Source organism: Phenylobacterium sp. (assembly GCF_965229015.1).
In the GTDB taxonomy this organism is placed as follows: Bacteria; Pseudomonadota; Alphaproteobacteria; order Caulobacterales; family Caulobacteraceae; genus Phenylobacterium.
The window spans coordinates 2,302,752-2,319,072 of record NZ_CBDDIM010000001.1 but is presented as its reverse complement, the minus strand read 5'-3'; the positions used below and the strand labels follow the sequence as shown (position 1 = coordinate 2,319,072).

Here is a 16,321-nt window from a genome sequence, read left to right as displayed (position 1 = left end):
CGTTCGAGACCCTTACGAAAACGGCCCCGCTCATTGCTGAGCGGGGCCGAATTCTATCTGAGATCAGGCCAGCCTAGAGCCGGCAGCGCACCCAGGCGCGACCGGTGAAGTACATGTCGCGGGCGGGGTTGTAGCTGCGATAGCGGACCTGGCAGGCGCGGACGTGGCCATACCAGTTGCCGCTGTGACGCCAATGGCGGGGCGGCGGAGTCGGGTGGCGGCCCCAGCGGTTGTCCCAGCGGCCATAGCGGTTGTCGTACCCGTCATTGCGGTTTCGGACCCCGTCTCCGTCGCGGTCGCGGTCGTAGCGGTTGGGAACGCCGTCACGGTCGAGGTCGCCGTATGGCCGCGGCTGGGCCGACGCCGCGCCAACGCCAGCCGATGCGGCCAACGTGATCGCAGCCAGGCCAATAGTGATGAGTTTACGCATCCAGTCACTCCCTTGGGTTCCGTCCCGGCAGAGTTAACGCCCTGGTCATGGGTTAGTTCGGCAAAACCCGCCGATCTGTGCTATAGATGTGGATATGACAGATCGCGTCTCTGCTGTTCGCGCCTGCGAACGCCTGCGCGTCTCCCACGACCAGTAAGGAATCCCGCCCCATGCCCGAGGAACAATTCATCCAGATGTATGTCCGCGACTTCGCCACCATGGCGTCGCGGGTCGAGGCCGGGTCCGACATCGAGGCCCAGCTCAACAAGCGCATCTCGGAAACCCGTTCGCACGCCGCCCTGATGGACGCGCGCAAGGCTGAGGGTCACCTGGCCGCCGTGATCGACCGCCTGCGCTCGGAGGCCCGTAAGGACGCCTCCCAGGCGGTGAAGAACACCCCCGACCCCATCGCCGCCGCCGCGCGCCGCCAGGAATTCATGCTGCGCGTGGCCGACATGCTCGACGCCGAGATGGCCGAACCCGAAAAGCGCGGCGCCGCCCGCTTCTAGGCGGGCTTGCCAGCCGCCGCTGCAACCCGTCACCCTGCTGGCGGGTTGATTTCCCCTGTTCGGAGGAACCAGCGATGGACGCCAAGACCGGCCCCCTGATCCCCGCCGCCGATCTGGCGCGCGACAACCCGGTTCGCTTCCCCAACGAGAGCGCCGCCTACCGCGCCGCCCGCACGGCCCTCCTGGCCGAGGAGATCGAGCTACGCCGCCATATCGAACGCGTCGCCGCCCAGCGTCGCGCCCTGCCGCCGGGCGGGGAGGTGTCGGGGGACTACCGCTTCGAAGGCGAGGACGGCCCCACCGACTTCGCCGGCCTGTTCGGCGACAAGCCGACGCTCGGCGTCTACAGCTACATGTTCGGGCCGCAGCGCGAGCGCCCCTGCCCGATGTGCACCAACCTGCTGGACGCCTGGGAGGGCAACGCCGCCGACCTGGGCCAGCGCATGTCCCTGGTGGTGGTGGCCCGCTCCCCGGTCCAGCGCCTGGCGGACTGGAAGCAGGAGCGCGGGTGGCGGAACCTGCGCCTCTACACCGACCTCAACGGAGCCTATTCGCGGGACTATTTCGGCCTGCTGCCCGACGGCTCGGAGGTCCCGGCCTTCAACGTCTTCACCCGCCGCGACGGGACGATCCGCCATTTCTGGTCCGGAGAGATGACGGGATCGACCGCCGATCCTGGGCAGGACCCTCGCGGCGCCCCCGATCCGGGGCCCCTGTGGGGGGTGCTGGACAACACCCCCGAGGGACGGGGGACCGACTGGTATCCGAAGCTCGACTACGAGAGACCCTAGGGCCTAGAGCTCGATCGCCACGGCCTTGCCCTGGCGGATCTCGACGCGGCGCATGATCGCCATGTCGGGGCCGCCGCCGCTCACCGGCTTGGCCACCGTGATCACGAACCACGCCCCATTGGCCAGGCCCTGGAAGCTGAAGTGGTCGGCGGCGTCGCAGGTGGTGCGGCGCACGAAGGCCGAATAGTCGCCGCTGGGGGCCGAGGGCGTGCGGGCCCGCACCTGTTCGGCCGGCAGGGCCGCGCGGTCGGGCGAGTTGTAGAGGATGGTCATCCGCCGGCGGGTCCACAGGGTCTCCGGCGTCAGCACCACCCCGGCGCCGGCGCAGGTGTAGCGCGACACCCCGCTGCGGAAGGTCATCTTCCCGTCGATCCGTCCCTTGCCGGGCACAGCCGACCAGGAGAAGTCGCCCGGCCTGAAGACGCCGGCCGACGGCGGCCCCCCCACGCCCGGCGGCGGCGGCGGCGGGCCCATGGGCGCGGTGGTCGCGCAGGCCGAAAGCCCAATCAGGGCGGCGGAGATCAGGAGGAGACGAGTGGGGGTCATGGCGAGGGCACCATAGGCAAGGGGAGGGGCGCGCGCCAAGAGGCTTCATCGCCCTGCGTAAGCTAGTCCTCCCCGCGCACCCTGCCCCGGGTGGCCTTCACGCCGCCGCGCTTGACCTTGGAGTCCACCCGCCGGGCCTTGGCCGCCTTGCTGACCTTGGTCTTCTTGCGGGGCGGGGGCGGCGGTTCGGCGGCCTTGCGGATCAGCTCCAACAGGCGGGCCAGGGCGTCGGCCCGGTTCCGCTCCTGGGTGCGGTGGGTCATGGCCACCAAGACCAGGACCCCGTCCAGGGTCACCTTGCGCCCCCCCAGCTTCATCAGCCGGATGGCCACGTCGTTGGGAAGGGACGGCGAGCCGCGCACGTCGAAGCGCAACTCCACGGCGGTGGAGACCTTGTTGACGTTCTGCCCGCCGGGTCCCGCGGCGCGGATGAACCGCTCCTGGACCTCGTCGTCGTTCAGGCTGATGTCGGGGGTGACTTCGATCATGGGTTCCAGCAGCGCTTGTGACTCGCTACTCTCACAGGATGCGCAGCGTAGCGACCCTTATGCAGATTTGCACCGCCCGGCCCGGGCTGGTGAGAGCTGCTGTGCGCTAGGACACGCTACGACACACCGCAGATCACCAGCCCCGCCGGCGACGGACGGGGCTTTTTCTTTGTCCCGACCTCCGCCCGCATCCACGGAGAGAGACCCATGAGCGACATCCTGATCCGGGCCCGGGAGCCCGCGGACATGGCCGACCTGACCGAACTGCTGAACCAGCCGCGCGCCATCTGGGGCACCCTGCAGATGCCCTTCGTCAGCCTCGACGCCCGCCAGAAACGCGCCGCCGCCAGCCCGCCGGGCGACCTGCACCTGATGGCGGTGATCGACGGCAAGGTGATCGGCTCGGCCAGTCTCAACCGTTTCGAGAACCGCCGGGCCCACGCCGGCTCCATCGGCATGGCGGTGCACGACGCCTATGCCGGGCGCGGGGCGGGCACGGCCCTGATGGCGGCCCTGGTCGGACAGGCCGACAACTGGCTGAACCTGAAGCGGCTGGAGTTGAACGTCTGGTCCGACAACGCCCGCGCCATCGCGCTCTATGAACGCTTCGGCTTCGAGCGCGAGGGCGAGTTCCGGAACTATGCCTGGCGAGACGGCGCCTATGCGAACTCCGTCGCCATGGCGCGGCTGAGACCCTGACCTACTGGCAGGCGGGGCACAGGCCCCGGGCCTCCAGCGTCACCGCCCGTACGGCGTAGCCCGCCGGCGCGGCGGCGGCGATCGGGGCGTCGAGGTCGGGCTCGAACTCCTCGGCCGCCCCGCAGCAGTCGCAGATCAGGAAGGCCGCCCGATGGCCCTGGTCCTCGCGGCGGCAGGGGACGTAGGCGTTGAGGCTCTCGATGCGGTGGGCGAAGCCCAGGCGTTCGAGGAATTCCAGGGCGCGGTAGACGGTGGGGGGCTTGGCCGGCTCCCCGTCGGCGCCGAAGGCCGCGATCAGATCATAGGCCTTCAGCGGGCCGTCGGCCTTGAGCAGCAGCTCCAGCACCCGGCGGCGCGGCGTGGTGAGGCGCTCCTGGGTCAGGGCGCAGCGGCTCTCGGCCTCCACCAGGGCATGGGAGAGGTCCGCGCCCCGGATGCCCGGATGCGCACCGTCCTCGTGATGGCAATCGGTTCCCATGTCCCTTGGCTACCCGTCCGCGCGGTTTCCCGCAACCAGCGGAATATGGGGGCGTGACCCCCAAAATGCGAAGGCCGGGATCATCGATCCCGGCCTTGCTGGCGTTCTAGGCGTCTTCGGTTTCCGAAGGAGGGCCGCCTTCGCCGCCCTCGAAGCTGCGCGGGGCGCGGCGACGCTTGGGCTTGGCGGGGGCCTCGTCCGTCGCCGCGGCGGCGGCCGGGGCCTCGGCGCGGGGCGCGCGGGGCGCCCGCGGCGGGGCGGCCTTCAGGAAGGCCGGGGCGTGGCTCTCGCCGCCGTCGTCGTCGCGCAGGACCGGGGAGCCGCGGGTCTCGGCGGCCACCAGGGGCGCGCTCTGCGGCTCCACCACGGCGAGGGGATCGCGCTCGGGGCGGTCCTCGCGGGGGCGGTCGTCACGCTCGCGCCAGCGGTCACGGCGTCCGCCGCCCTCGGTCCGGGGGCCGTCCGTGCGCTCGCCACGGGGGCGATCGTCGCGCGGCCGGTCGTCACGGTTGCGGGCCTCGCCCTGGGGACGGTCCTCCCTGGGGCGGTCGTCCCTCGGGCGGTCGTCGCGATTGCGGTTCTCGCCCTGGGGACGGTCGTCGCGGTTGCGGTTCTCGTCGCGGGGCCGGTCCTGGCGATCCTGCCGGGGACGGTCGTCGCGATTGCGGTTCTCGTCCCGGGGCCGGTCGTCGCGGCTGCGGTTCTCGCCCTGGGGACGGTCGTCGCGGTCGCGCCAGCCCCCGCCGCTGCGGTCGCGGCTCTCGACGGCTTCGGAGCCGGCCTCGGTGCCGTCTTCCTTGTCGGCCTTCTCGGCGGCGTCGGCGTCCGCCTGGGCGGCGGCCTGGGCGCCGCTCTCGTCCTCGAAGTCGATGTCGAAGCCGGAGGAGAATTGATCGCGGCCCAGAATCTCGCTGGCCGGACGGGTCGGCTGCATGGCGCGCACGACCCGGAAATAGTGTTCTGCGTGTTGCAGGTAGTTCTCGGCGAGGACCCGGTCCCCGGCGGTGGAGGCGTCTCGCGCCAGCTGCTGGTATTTCTCGAAGACGTGCTGGGCGTTGCCGCGGACCTTCGCGCCTTCCGGCCCGTTGGAGTCGAACGCCCGGTTGGCGTTCTGCTGCTGCGGTTTCCCGCCGCCACCACCGCCGCCGCGATTGCGACCGCGCTGACGCTTCATACCCTTGAAATCTCTCATTATTCGCTAACCGTTCCGCCGGCGCTCCAGCTCATGCTGGTATGCGCGGACTTGCCTTTTCGCCTTTGCCTTGGGCCAGGGGCCCAAGATCCGTGTTGAAGACGTAAGTGTTCCCCGTCATCCGCCCTGAGCTGAGGCGAGCGCCACTTGAAGCCGCGCCTGTCGGTGTGGTGCTCGATTCCTGCTTTTCAGGAGGCCGAACCCCGGGCGCCGACGAATTGGGTGGAGACAGGTATCTGATCTAGCGATTCAGACCCGAGTTTCCAAGGGGTTTTTCGTGCCCGTGACAACACGGTCGCGGGTGGAGAGGTCGCGGATGGTCGTCACCCCCCGGGCGCCGGCCGCGCGGAAGAGATCCTCGACGGCCTGTTTCTGGTCAAAGCCGATCTCCACGGCGAACATGCCGCCGGGCTTCAGCACCCGTAGGATCTCGGGCGCCAGGATGCGGTAGTGGTCCAGGCCGTCGGGGCCGCCGTCCAGGGCCAGGCGCGGTTCGTGGTCGCGCACCTCCGGCTCCAGGGTCTCGATGACCTCGGTGGCGATGTAGGGCGGGTTGGAGACCACCAGGTCGAAGCTCTCGTCCCCCAGGCCCGCGGTCCAGTCGCCCCGCAGCAGGGCCAGGCGGCCCGCCAGACCCAGGTTGGCGGCGTTCTCGCGGGCCACGGCCAGGGCCTCTTCGGAGACGTCGATCCCCAGACCCTTGGCGGCGGGCCGCTCGGCCAGGATGGCCAGCAGGATGGCGCCCGAGCCCACCCCCAGGTCCAGGACGTTGAAGGCCATGTCCTCCGGGAAGGCCGGCAGGACGGCGTCCATGATGGTCTCGGTGTCCGGGCGCGGGGTCAGGACGTCGGGGGTGACCGACAGCATGATCTTCCAGAAGCCCTTGCGGCCCAGGATGTGGCTCACCGGCTCGCGGTTCTCGCGGCGGCTCAGATAGTCGGCCAGCGTCGCCTCCTGTTCGGCGGTCAGCTGGCGGTAGGGATCGCCGACGATGTCGGCCCGGGTGGCGCCGGCCGCGGCCTCCACCAGCAGGCGGGCATCGATCACCGGCCCGCCCAGACCGGCGGCCTCCAGCCGGGCCTTGGCGCTCTGCCAGGCCTGCAACAGGGTCAGGCTCATCGGACGGGCTCCATCTGGGGGGCGGTGCAGGCGTCGCCCACGGTGATCCGGCCGCCGTCGGTGACGTGCAGGTAGATGCCGCAGAACATGTGGCCGTAGTTGTCGAACAGGGCCTTCACCACGTCCATGTCCCGCTCCGCGGTCTCCGGATCGACGTGGGTGGCGGCGCAGCGGACGATGGGCTTGAACACCTTGGCCCGCGCGAAGCCCAGCATCAGCTCGCGGCCGGCCCAGTCCATCTCCGCCCAGGGCGCCCAGCCCTCGACATAGAGGTTGGCCCGGAATCGCAGGGGATCCAGCGGACGGCCCATCCTCTGTTCCAGGTCCCGCAGGCTCGCCAGGTTGATGATCGAGACGTGCCCCAGGGGGTGGTCCATGAACCGATGGCCGGGCGCCTCGATGACCTTCAGCTCGCCGCGCACCTCCTCGCCCAGGAGGGCGGTAAGCCAGGCGGCGAAGGCCGCGCGGCCAGCCGGGTCGGTCATCACGCCCTCGAAGTCGGGTTGGCCCTTGGCGCTGGCGCGCAGGGTCCCGGTGGCCTCGTCATAGGCCGTCCGCGCCCTGGCCACGTCGGCTATGGCCATCAGGACGGTGAACTTCTGCTTGGGGATGAAGGCCGGAGCGGCCGGATCGAATCCCGAGGGGCCGTTCTCCACCGCCCACATCCGGTCGCAGGGGAACGGCTGGCCGACCGCCAGATCGGCGAAGTTCAGGCGCTCGGGCGTGAACCCCTTGATCGGGTGGCGATAGAGGGCGGCGAGGTGACCGGTCATCCCGCCCTGTTGCCGCAAGCCTCGGCGAGGCGCAACCGAAGCCGCGCCACATTCATGGCGCCGCTCGGGACCAGCCTTGGGGTTAAGGTGGCCCAGGGCCCACGGAACGCCTGTCGCAAATGGGTGTTCAAGCTGTGGCCTTGCGCCTGGAGGGTGGGAGAACTTGCGCAGGCTGTTTGCGAGGAAATGGACGGCGAAGCAGGTGGCCCCCCTGGTGATCCAGGCCGCCCCCTGGCTGGCGCTCGCCGCCCTGGCCGCCTTCTGGCCCCGCGGTCACGGCAAGCCCAAGCCGGGGCTCAGCGTCCAGGCCGCCGCCGAACCGGAATCCTTCGAGGTGGCCGAGCCCGGCCGCGGCCGCCTGGCCGACGCCCCCCACCGCATCCCCATGCGCGGCTGGAAGGACGTGCTCTGGCGCACCTATCGCGAGATCACCTGCGACCGGCTGAGCGCGGTGGCCGGCGGCGTGACCTTCTACACCCTGTTGGCCCTGTTCCCGGCCATCGGGGTCTTCGTCTCGCTCTATGGCCTGATCAACGACGTCACCGCCGTGCAGACCCAGCTCGTCCAGTTCGCCGCGGTGATTCCCGGCTCGGTCATCGACATCGTCGGCGACCAGATGCTGCGTCTGGCCACGCGGCCGCACGCCTCCCTCAGCGCGGCCTTCGTCATCTCCCTGCTGCTGTCGGTCTGGAGCGCCAACGCGGGGATGAAGGCGCTCTTCGACGGCCTGAACATCGCCTATGACGAGTCCGAGAAGCGAAGCTACGTGGTCCGCACGGCCATGACCTACGCCTTCACCCTGGGCCTGCTGGTCTTCCTGACCCTGGTCACCGCCATCTTGGTGGCCGTGCCGCTCTATCTGAAGGACGCGGGCCTCGCCGACTTCGCCCTCGTCTGGGTGCCGATGCGCTGGCTGGTGATCCTGGGGCTGGCCGCGACCGCCTTCGCCATGGTCTACCGCTATGGCCCCAGCCGCGCCCAGGCCCGCTGGCGGTGGGTCAGCCCGGGCGGGGTGTTCGCCGCCCTGCTGTGGCTGGGGGGCTCCCTGGGCTTCTCCTGGTACGTCAACAACGTCGCCCACTTCGACGCCACCTACGGCTCCCTGGGGGCCGTGATCGGCTTCATGATGTGGATCTGGTTCTCGGTGATGGTGGTGCTGATCGGCGCCGAGCTGAACGCCGAGATCGAGCACCAGACGGCGCTGGACTCCACCACCGGCGCGCCCCAGCCCATGGGCGCGCGCGGGGCGGCCATGGCCGACACGGTGGGCCTGGCCTTCCACCTGGACCTGAAGAAGCTGACCTCGAAGGTCTGGATCGACGGCCGCGACCAGGCCGAGCGGGTGCTGACCGCCGCCCGCCTGCGCAAGCCTCAGCCGAACTCGTCTTCCAGCGCCGAGAGCCGGGCGGCCTGATCCTCGGCGATCAGCGGGTTGATGATATCGTCGAGATCATCGCCGCTCATCACCTTGGGCAGGTTGTAGAGGGTCAGGTTGATGCGGTGGTCGGTGACCCGGCCTTGCGGGAAATTGTAGGTGCGGATGCGCTCGGAGCGGTCGCCGGAGCCCACCTGGCTCTTGCGGGCGTCAGCCCGGGCGGTGTCGAGGGCCTCGCGCTTCTGGTCGTAAAGGCGGGCCTGCAGCACCTTCATGGCCCGCGCGCGGTTCTGGTGCTGCGACTTCTCCGAGGAGGTCACCACGATGCCGGTGGGCAGGTGGGTGATGCGCACGGCCGAGTCGGTCTTGTTGACGTGCTGGCCGCCGGCGCCGGAGGAGCGATAGGTGTCGATCCGCAGGTCGGCGTCGTTGATGACGATGTCGACGTCCTCCACCTCGGGCAGGACCGCCACGGTGGCCGCCGAGGTGTGGATGCGGCCGCCGGCCTCGGTCTCGGGCACCCGCTGGACGCGATGGACGCCGCTCTCGAACTTCAGCCGCCCGAACACCCCGTCGCCGGTGATGGAGGCGATGATCTCCTTGTAGCCCCCGACCTCGCCCTCCGAGATGCTGTCGATCTCCATCTTCCAGCCGTGCAGGGCGGCGTAGCGCTGGTACATGCGGAACAGGTCGCCGGCGAACAGGGCCGCCTCGTCGCCGCCGGTGCCGGCCCGGACCTCGAGAATCGCCGAGGCGTTCTCGTCGCGGTCCTTGGGGGCCAGCAGCAGGGCCACCTCGCGCTCCAGGGCCGGCAGCTTGTCGCTGAGGATCTGAAGCTCGTCGCGGGCCATGGCCGCCATCTCGGGATCGCCGGAGGCGGCCATCTCCTCAAGCTCGGGCCCCTCGGCGCGCACGCGGGCGAGGGTCATGACGGCGTCGGCCACCGGCTTGAGCTCGGCATGCTCCTTGGACAGGCGCACGATCTCCTGGCCGTCCGAGGCCGCGCCCATGCGGGCCTCGATCTCGCGGAAGCGGTCGAGAACCTGGTCGAGTCTGGCTTGGGGAAGGCGCACGGGGTGATCACCGGAGAAAACGGAGGCTTCCTCTAACGCCCCCGGGCGGGCTTGCCAAACGTCTGGCGCCGCGCGGCACGTTGCGCGCGCGAGCGGACGCGGCGATGATCCCCCGGGCGAGGGGCGGCGCGAGGCGCCGGTGGGACGGCATGGTCGAGCGGAACGAACCCGACGGCGCCGCCTTGGCGGCCCTGCGCGCGCAGCTCAATCCGGGCGAGGCGGTGCTCTGGCGCGGCCGGCCCGATCCGGCCTTCGACACGGCCGGTCGCCTGCTGGGCTGGGCCGGCTGGGCCGTGGTTCTGCTGGGCGCCCTGGCGTCGGCGGCCTTCCTGCTCACCGCCCTGGGCGCCGACGCCCGGGGCCGGCTGGTGCTGCTGTTCTTCAGCCTGGCCCCCCTCAGCGTCCTGGCGGTGGGGATCGCGCTGATCGTCCTGCCCCTGCGAGCCCACGCGCGGGCCCGGCGCTCGATCCACGCCATCACCGGCGAGCGGCTGCTCACCCTGATCCGCAACCCCTCGGGCGATGAGCTGGTGTTCATCGCGGCGCGGAGCATCGGGCCGGTGCGGTTGAGGATGGCCGGCGGCGGCCGGGGCACGATCATGATCGAGACCCACAGTAATTCAGGCTCCGGCGCCGGGATGCGGATCACCCAGACCTACGACTGGTTCGGCGTGGCCGACGCACAGAAGGCCTATCAGCTGATCGCCGCGCTGCAGGCGCCGCGCCCCTCCTGATCTTCACTCGCCCGTCACGGGGCGCCGGCTTGCCAAAGCCAGGCTTTGGTGGTCGTTAACCATGACCATGGGGGCATGTCGTTCAGGGGCGTGGGCGGTTGAGTCGCGGAATCGGGAGGCTGGGCGGTGAGTGACCACGGCGCGCCCGCGACGCCGGCGGCGACGCCTGGGCATTCGGCCATCTGCCGCTGCGGCTTCGCGGGATTCGCCCAGCCGATGATGGTCTGCACCTGCCCGCTGCACCCGGCCCCGACCAAGCCCGAGGCCCCCAAGAAGCCCGAGCCCCCCGCCTTCAGCGACCAGGTCCCCGAGGCCTTCGCCAAGGGGTTCAAGGATGTCTGGGCCGGCGTCGCCTCGGGCCGCTCGCCGGTGGGGCTGATCGCCGACTGCCGGATGCTGCTGGCGGTGCTGCTGGTGGAGCTGGAGCGGCGCACGGGCGGCCCCCAGAGGTCGCCCTGGCCCAGCCGCCAGGCCAAGGCCGGGCTCAAGGCCAAGATCGATTCGCTGGTGGCCCGCCATGTCCTGCTGCAGGGGGTCGCCGACCTCGCCCGGCGCATCTCCCAGCTGGAGCCGGGCTCGGAGGTCAATGTCCTCTATCCCATGGGCGATCCGGCCCAGGCTCGCGACTACATGAACCTGATCTGGCAGGTGGCCGAGCAGGGTTTCGAGCACGACCGCTGGAGCCGCACCGGAGAGCTCCCTCCGCGTGTGGCGCCGGCCGCCAAGGACCATCATTGAGGGAGTTGTTCGCCTCCCACCCCAGTCTGGGCGCCGATGTTTCGCCTACGGCGCGTTGACGGGTTTCGCCCCGGCGAGAGCCCACGTAAGGTTGCGACATGCCGTCGATCCTAGAGCCCGAAAAACGCCGACCGCGCCGGACCAAGACGTCCGGCCGCGTCGATCCGCTGGTGGGCGAGATCGCCGAGGCCCTGCTGCGCTTCGGCGGCTCGGCCCATCGTGACCGGGTGATCGAGTACCTGGCCCTCAACCGTTCCCCGGAGGGCGGCGTCCAGCTCAGCCTGCGGGCGCGGGCGGTGGCGGCCTTCGACGCCCATAGCGGCTCCGACCGCGACAGCCGCGGGGCGCGGCCCCTGTTCCGCAAGCCCTTCGGTCCGGGCTCGCATCGCTGGGCGCTCACCGCCGAGGCCGAGGCCTTCCTGCGGGCCGGCGGCGCCGCCCGCGACGTGGAAAGCGCCGCCAGCCTCTAGGCGGGCAGGGCCTCCAGGTCCGAGCCGTCGTCCTCGAGGCTCACCCCGATCCGCTTCAGGTGGATGTAGAGGCGACGCAGGTTCAGGAAGCTGGCCCGGCAGATGCGGGTCATCTGTTCGCCGGCCATCACCTGGGTCGGCACGATCAGGCCGCCCTCGACCCGCGCCAGCAAGCCCTGGGAGATCAGGGTCTTCACCTTGCGGCGCACCGTCTCGTTGGGAATCCCCAGGGTCGCGGCCAGGGCCACGCCGGTGACCGGCCGGCGCATGCTGTCGGGGGGCACGCGGTCCATGCCCTCCAGGCCGGCCGCGGCCTCGGGCGTGCGCGACAGGTGGCCGATATTGGCCTCCAGCACGGCGGCGAAGACCAGGGCCAGGGTGATGTCCCCGCCCAGTTCCTTGTTCACGGTGTCCACGGCGCGCAGGATCGCGCTGATCGCCATGCGTACGGCAAGGCGTTCCTTCAACTCACTGTCCAAGACCAAGCCCCCGATTGGCCCGCGGCGACGGTCCGCGGAGGCGCCCATTATGGGGAGGGTCGTGGGTCAGTGCGATCTCCGACTCACCCGAATTGGGGAGTTTTGACAATGGTTTACATTCTCAGGTCGGAGGCGCGAAAAAGGGCGGCCCGGCATGGTCGCCGAACCGCCCCCTCGAAATCTGAACGCAGTGAGCCTTAGGCGCGCGTGCCGGTCAGCGGCGCGTTGCCGAAGGCGCCCAGCTTCACGTTTCCGGTCATCGTGTCACCGCTGACGGTGGCCTCGAATTCCAGGGTCATGGGCATGGGCTGGGTGATGGCGGTGGACCAGGTCAGCTTGTCGCCGTCGACCTTGCCTTCGATGGCCTGTTCACCGGCAGGCGTTTGGGTGGTTCCCGTGAAGGCGCCGCCATTGGTCTTGATGGTGGCGGTGACCTTCTGCGCGCCCATGGGCGAGTTGATGGTGATGTTCCAGTTGCCGTCCGCGGACATGGTGTCCCTCCCTTATGGAGGCGGCACCTAATCAAGGCTCTCGCTCACGCGCAAGTGGTGACGCTGGCGTCATCTTTGAATTCGTCGGCGGACCGCCGGTCAGGCCGGCTCCCCGAAGCTGAACCCGACCCCGCGCAGGGCGCTCACCAGGCTCATCACCCGGGCGTAGAGCTCGTTGTTGCCGTCCAGCATCGCCGGCCGGGTGAAGACCGCCGCCGGCACCACCAGCCCGCCGGGGACCCGCTCGACGATCCCGTCGGCCTCGAGGGTCTCGACATAGCGGGCCACGATGTCCTCGGGCATGCAGAGCATGTGGACCAGGTCCTCCTGCGGGATCGGCCGGCGCTGGCTGTCGGGCGGGATGTCGTTCTGTTCGGCGTAGCGGCCCTTCATGCCCAGCAGGTGCTGGGTGTTGGCGCTCCAGATCCCGCTGAACACCAGGAACTGGATCATGTCCCCGCCGCCCGACCGCGCCATCGCCGCCAGGCCGCGGAGCACCTCGTGGGTCATGATCCGGGCCAGGACGCGGCGGTTGTCGACTGACTTGGGCGGGGGAACTGACATCATACTGCACCGAACACGTTCAACGAGGAAACAGTGTCAGGCGTTCATGACGGCGGGGTAAACGCGCGCCGCCGCCGCGGGCGGCCCGCCTGCGGCTATTCCGCCGCTTCCAGGGTCCTGGCGGCGGCGTCCAGCTCGGCGGCCTTGGCCTCCACCAGGGCGACGATGTGGTCGACCATCCCCTCGTTGTCCATCTTGTGGTCGGGCTTGCCGGCCAGATAGACCATGCCCGCCCCCTTGCCCCCGCCGGTGAAGCCGACATCGGTCATCAGGGCCTCGCCGGGGCCGTTCACCACGCAGCCGATGATCGACAGGCTCATGGGGGTGGAGATGTGCGCCAGGCGGCTCTCGAGGGCCTCCACCGTCTTGATGACGTTGAAGCCCTGCCGGGCGCAGGACGGGCAGGCGATGATGTTCACGCCCCGGTGGCGCAGGCCCAGGGACTTCAACATGTCGAAGCCGACCTTGATCTCCTCGACGGGGTCGGCGGCCAGGCTGACCCGGATGGTGTCGCCGATCCCGGCCCACAGCAGGTTGCCCATGCCAATGGAGGACTTGATGGTGCCCGAGCGCAGGCCGCCGGCCTCGGTGACGCCCACGTGCAGGGGGCAGTCGATGGCGTCGGCCAGCATCTGATAGGCCGCCACGGTCATGAAGATGTCCGAGGCCTTCACGCTGATCTTGAACTCGTGGAAGTCGTGGTCCTGCAGGATGCGGGCATGATCGAGCGCGCTCTCCACCATGGCCTCGGGGCAGGGCTCGCCGTACTTCTCCAGCAGGTGGGGCTCGAGGGACCCGGCGTTGACGCCGATGCGCATGGAGCAGCCGTGGTCGCGGGCCGCCTGGATCACGTCGCGCACCCGGTCGGGGCGGCCGATATTGCCCGGATTGATCCGCAGGCAGGCCGCCCCGGCCTGGGCCGCCTCGATGCCGCGTTTGTAGTGGAAGTGGATGTCGGCCACGATCGGGACCTTGGAGGCCTTCACGATCGTGCTCAGCGCCGCCGTCGACTCCACGTCGGGGCAGGAGACGCGGACGATGTCGGCGCCGGCCTCCTCCAGCTGACGGATCTGGCCGATGGTGGCGTTGGCGTCCGCCGTCAGGGTGTTGGTCATCGACTGGACGGTGATCGGGGCGTCGCCGCCGACCTCCACGTTCCCGACCCGGATCTTGCGCGAGGGCCGGCGCGAGATGGCGCGCCACGGACGGAGATGGGTGTGATCGGTCATGATGCCCTCGAAAATAGGCGGCTTGGGCGGAAATCCCAAGCCCGTCCCTTCGAGACTATTCGGCGGTGAGCTTGGCCACCGAGGTCTGGGCCGCCGGCAGCAGACCCTTGCTCTGTCCGCCGACGAAGACCTGCATGGCCGCGGGGTCGGAGACGTCCACGGTCAGACCCTTCAGCATGGGGGCGCGATAGGCCTCTCCGGCCGCCAGCTGGCGGGCGAAATAGACCGCGTTGTCGGCTCCCCGCACGATCAGCGAGGTGGGCTTGCGCGCCTGCAGGGTCAGGATCGAGGCCGCCGCCGGGGCGCCGTAGACCGGGCCCTTGGCGGTGAAGGTGCTGGCCAGGGGCTCGCTGGGGGCGGCCACCACGTTCTCGGGATGCTCGCGGGCCAGCTTGGCGGCGTCGTCGGCGGCCTTGCTGGAGCCGTCGCCGGCGGTGGCGGCCTCCAGGCCCGGGGTCTCGTAGGGGGTCGGGGTGGTGGATTCCACCGGGGCCGGCAGGGGCGCGCCCAGCGCCACGGGGCCTTCGGTGACGGGCGCCAGGGCCACGCCGACGGCGGCGGCCTCCGGGGCGGTGGGGGGCGGGGGCGCCTGCTCGCTCATGGCGCGCTGGGCGATGTTCCACATGACGATGGCGCCGACGATCAGCAGGCCGACGATGACGATGGCCATGACCCGCGGGTCGCCGTCGCGGCGCACGCCGACCGGGGCACGCAGGGGCTCGTCGGGGGCCGGCTCGTCGGACTTGAAGCGCTCGACCGCCGCCTCGCCGTCCATGCCGAGCGCGTTGGCGTAGGCGCGGACATAGCCGATGGTGAAGGGCCGCGAGGGCAGCTCGTCCAGGCGCATGTCCTCGATGGCCGCCAGGTAGGCGCGGCGGATGCGCGTGGAATCGGCGACGTCCTGCAGCGTCAGGCCGCGGAACTCGCGCGCCGATTTCAGGGCCGCGCCAATGTCTGGTCCGGTGTCCATGGTGGGCATGTAGGAGTCCGGCAGACCGGGATCGCGATCCCCGTCCGCTCGCAAATGCAGATTTGTAACCCCGCCAGTATCGAGAGGCATGGCTACCTGACACCCCACTGTTTGACCGCGACTTAACTTCGCGACGACGCCCCGCTCCGCGCGTTCGCGGAGTTGTTAATTCAATAGTGTGGATATCACGCTAGGTTACGGAATTCAATGCGTTATTTGGTCACCGATGGTTAACTCGCGCGACGGGCGAAGCCCGCGAGCTTGGCCATATTTCTGCAGGTTCCGGCGCCGCTTGTTCTGAAACGGGACGCCTTGCGCTCTCGCCGCGCCGGGGAATGTCGCGCTATAGGCGGCAGGTCGAGCGAGGGGACCCGCCACATGCGCGCGCAGGACGTTCCAGGGATCAACCAGGCCGGCTGGGACCGCCGGGTCGAGGCCGCCGACATCTGGACCCGCCCGGTCTCGGCCGAGGCGGTCGACCGCGCCCGCCGGGGCGACTGGTCGGTGGTGCTGACCCCCAACAGGCCCGTCCCCCGCGACTGGTTCGGCGAGGTCGCCGGCAAGGACGTCCTGGGCCTGGCCTCCGGCGGCGGCCAGCAGGGCCCGATCCTGGCGGCGGCCGGCGCGCGGGTGACGGTGTTCGACGCCTCGCCGCGCCAACTGGCCCAGGACCAGGCCGTGGCGGCCCGCGACGGCCTGTCGCTCGCCACCCGCCAGGGCTTCATGCACGACCTCTCGGCCTTCGGGGAGGCCAGCTTCGACCTCGTCTTCCACCCGGTCTCCAACTGCTTCGCCCCGGAGGTCCTGCCGGTCTGGCGCGAGGTCGCCCGGGTGCTGCGGCCCGGCGGCGCCCTGCTGGCCGGCTTCATGAACCCGATGGTCTACATCTTCGACGCCGAGGCCCAGGACCGGGGCGAGTTGGTGGTGCGCCACCGGCTGCCCTATGCCGATATCGACGACCTGCCGCCCGAGGAGTTGGAGCGGCTGGTGGCTCGCGACCACACCGTTGAGTTCAGTCACAGCCTGGAGACCCAGATCGGCGGCCAGCTCCAGGCGGGCCTGGTCCTGACCCACCTGTTCGAGGACCACGACAGCGGCGGCGGCGAGACCGGCCGCTCGCGCTACTTCCCCACCTGCCTGGCGACCCGGGCGGTGAAGCCCTGAGGTAGGACC

Annotated in this window: 21 protein-coding genes; 8 read left to right on the top strand and 13 right to left on the bottom strand. The window is 70.3% G+C overall.

Annotated features, from left to right (window positions below; genetic code table 11):
- Positions 1-73 precede the first annotated feature (73 nt).
- Positions 74-430 (bottom strand): hypothetical protein, encoded by a 357-nt coding sequence (locus ACO06I_RS11705; RefSeq protein ID WP_421932744.1) that lies wholly within the window; start codon positions 428-430, stop codon positions 74-76.
- 170 nt (positions 431-600) lie between these two features.
- Here ACO06I_RS11705 and ACO06I_RS11700 point away from each other — a divergent pair, with 170 nt between their 5' ends.
- Positions 601-939, top strand: a complete 339-nt coding sequence (locus tag ACO06I_RS11700) for a hypothetical protein (RefSeq protein ID WP_304699325.1) — start codon at positions 601-603, stop codon at positions 937-939.
- Between the two features lie 74 nt (positions 940-1,013).
- The gene (locus ACO06I_RS11695; protein ID WP_421932743.1) at positions 1,014-1,730 is read left to right on the top strand and encodes a DUF899 family protein; all 717 of its coding nucleotides are present in this window, start codon (positions 1,014-1,016) and stop codon (positions 1,728-1,730) included.
- A 3-nt stretch (positions 1,731-1,733) separates the two neighbouring features.
- On the opposite strand, the gene ACO06I_RS11690 is transcribed toward ACO06I_RS11695, so the two are convergent.
- Together ACO06I_RS11690 and arfB are read right to left on the bottom strand one after the other, a co-directional pair.
- Positions 1,734-2,276 carry a hypothetical protein gene (locus ACO06I_RS11690; protein ID WP_421932742.1) on the bottom strand — a complete coding sequence of 181 codons (543 nt, stop codon included), beginning with the start codon at positions 2,274-2,276 and terminating at the stop codon, positions 1,734-1,736.
- A gap of 62 nt (positions 2,277-2,338) precedes the next feature.
- A complete protein-coding gene (gene arfB, locus ACO06I_RS11685) occupies positions 2,339-2,764 on the bottom strand; it encodes an alternative ribosome rescue aminoacyl-tRNA hydrolase ArfB (protein ID WP_421932741.1) in 426 nt (141 codons plus the stop codon).
- A gap of 207 nt (positions 2,765-2,971) precedes the next feature.
- On the opposite strand from arfB, the gene ACO06I_RS11680 reads away from it, so the two are divergent.
- On the top strand, positions 2,972-3,463 hold the full coding sequence (locus ACO06I_RS11680) for a GNAT family N-acetyltransferase (protein ID WP_421932740.1): 492 nt from the start codon (positions 2,972-2,974) through the stop codon (positions 3,461-3,463).
- Position 3,464: 1 nt separating this feature from the next.
- Here ACO06I_RS11680 and ACO06I_RS11675 read toward each other — a convergent pair whose 3' ends face one another.
- The 4 genes from ACO06I_RS11675 to ACO06I_RS11660 all read right to left on the bottom strand — a co-directional run bounded on the left by ACO06I_RS11675 (position 3,465) and on the right by ACO06I_RS11660 (position 7,025).
- Positions 3,465-3,941: a Fur family transcriptional regulator gene (locus ACO06I_RS11675; RefSeq protein WP_421932739.1), complete on the bottom strand. Its 477-nt coding sequence runs from the start codon at positions 3,939-3,941 to the stop codon at positions 3,465-3,467.
- A gap of 106 nt (positions 3,942-4,047) precedes the next feature.
- The gene (locus tag ACO06I_RS11670; protein WP_421932738.1) at positions 4,048-5,115 is read right to left on the bottom strand and encodes a DUF4167 domain-containing protein; all 1,068 of its coding nucleotides are present in this window, start codon (positions 5,113-5,115) and stop codon (positions 4,048-4,050) included.
- Positions 5,116-5,382: 267 nt separating this feature from the next.
- Positions 5,383-6,252, bottom strand: a complete 870-nt coding sequence (gene prmC, locus ACO06I_RS11665) for a peptide chain release factor N(5)-glutamine methyltransferase (protein ID WP_421932737.1) — start codon at positions 6,250-6,252, stop codon at positions 5,383-5,385.
- Positions 6,249-7,025, bottom strand: a complete 777-nt coding sequence (locus ACO06I_RS11660; protein ID WP_421932736.1) for an MOSC domain-containing protein — start codon at positions 7,023-7,025, stop codon at positions 6,249-6,251. Before ACO06I_RS11660 ends, prmC begins: the two co-directional genes overlap by 4 nt.
- A 163-nt stretch (positions 7,026-7,188) precedes the next feature.
- Between ACO06I_RS11660 and ACO06I_RS11655 the strand changes: the two genes are divergently transcribed.
- Positions 7,189-8,439 (top strand): YihY/virulence factor BrkB family protein, encoded by a 1,251-nt coding sequence (locus ACO06I_RS11655; RefSeq protein ID WP_421932735.1) that lies wholly within the window; start codon positions 7,189-7,191, stop codon positions 8,437-8,439.
- On the opposite strand, the gene prfA is transcribed toward ACO06I_RS11655, so the two are convergent.
- Positions 8,397-9,473 (bottom strand): peptide chain release factor 1, encoded by a 1,077-nt coding sequence (prfA, locus tag ACO06I_RS11650; protein WP_421932734.1) that lies wholly within the window; start codon positions 9,471-9,473, stop codon positions 8,397-8,399. The two genes, ACO06I_RS11655 and prfA, sit on opposite strands and share 43 nt — an antisense overlap.
- Before the next feature lie 149 nt (positions 9,474-9,622).
- Between prfA and ACO06I_RS11645 the strand changes: the two genes are divergently transcribed.
- From ACO06I_RS11645 to ACO06I_RS11635, 3 genes are all read left to right on the top strand, one after another.
- Positions 9,623-10,207: a hypothetical protein gene (locus ACO06I_RS11645; RefSeq protein WP_421932733.1), complete on the top strand. Its 585-nt coding sequence runs from the start codon at positions 9,623-9,625 to the stop codon at positions 10,205-10,207.
- A gap of 126 nt (positions 10,208-10,333) precedes the next feature.
- Positions 10,334-10,945, top strand: a complete 612-nt coding sequence (locus ACO06I_RS11640; protein WP_421932732.1) for a hypothetical protein — start codon at positions 10,334-10,336, stop codon at positions 10,943-10,945.
- Between the two features lie 98 nt (positions 10,946-11,043).
- The gene (locus ACO06I_RS11635) at positions 11,044-11,415 is read left to right on the top strand and encodes a hypothetical protein (RefSeq protein WP_421932731.1); all 372 of its coding nucleotides are present in this window, start codon (positions 11,044-11,046) and stop codon (positions 11,413-11,415) included.
- Here the strand turns inward: ACO06I_RS11635 and ACO06I_RS11630 are convergent.
- The 5 genes from ACO06I_RS11630 to ACO06I_RS11610 all read right to left on the bottom strand — a co-directional run bounded on the left by ACO06I_RS11630 (position 11,412) and on the right by ACO06I_RS11610 (position 15,238).
- The gene (locus tag ACO06I_RS11630; RefSeq protein ID WP_421932730.1) at positions 11,412-11,882 is read right to left on the bottom strand and encodes a DeoR family transcriptional regulator; all 471 of its coding nucleotides are present in this window, start codon (positions 11,880-11,882) and stop codon (positions 11,412-11,414) included. The genes ACO06I_RS11635 and ACO06I_RS11630 overlap by 4 nt on opposite strands.
- 209 nt (positions 11,883-12,091) lie before the next feature.
- Entirely contained in the window at positions 12,092-12,385 is a 294-nt protein-coding gene (locus ACO06I_RS11625) for a hypothetical protein (protein WP_304700977.1), read from the bottom strand.
- A 99-nt stretch (positions 12,386-12,484) separates the two neighbouring features.
- Positions 12,485-12,949: a hypothetical protein gene (locus ACO06I_RS11620; RefSeq protein ID WP_421932729.1), complete on the bottom strand. Its 465-nt coding sequence runs from the start codon at positions 12,947-12,949 to the stop codon at positions 12,485-12,487.
- A 95-nt stretch (positions 12,950-13,044) separates the two neighbouring features.
- Positions 13,045-14,181, bottom strand: a complete 1,137-nt coding sequence (gene ispG / locus ACO06I_RS11615; protein WP_421933622.1) for a flavodoxin-dependent (E)-4-hydroxy-3-methylbut-2-enyl-diphosphate synthase — start codon at positions 14,179-14,181, stop codon at positions 13,045-13,047.
- 52 nt (positions 14,182-14,233) lie between these two features.
- The gene (locus ACO06I_RS11610; RefSeq protein ID WP_421932728.1) at positions 14,234-15,238 is read right to left on the bottom strand and encodes a RodZ domain-containing protein; all 1,005 of its coding nucleotides are present in this window, start codon (positions 15,236-15,238) and stop codon (positions 14,234-14,236) included.
- A 288-nt stretch (positions 15,239-15,526) separates the two neighbouring features.
- On the opposite strand from ACO06I_RS11610, the gene ACO06I_RS11605 reads away from it, so the two are divergent.
- Positions 15,527-16,312: a class I SAM-dependent methyltransferase gene (locus ACO06I_RS11605; protein ID WP_421932727.1), complete on the top strand. Its 786-nt coding sequence runs from the start codon at positions 15,527-15,529 to the stop codon at positions 16,310-16,312.
- Positions 16,313-16,321 lie beyond the last annotated feature (9 nt).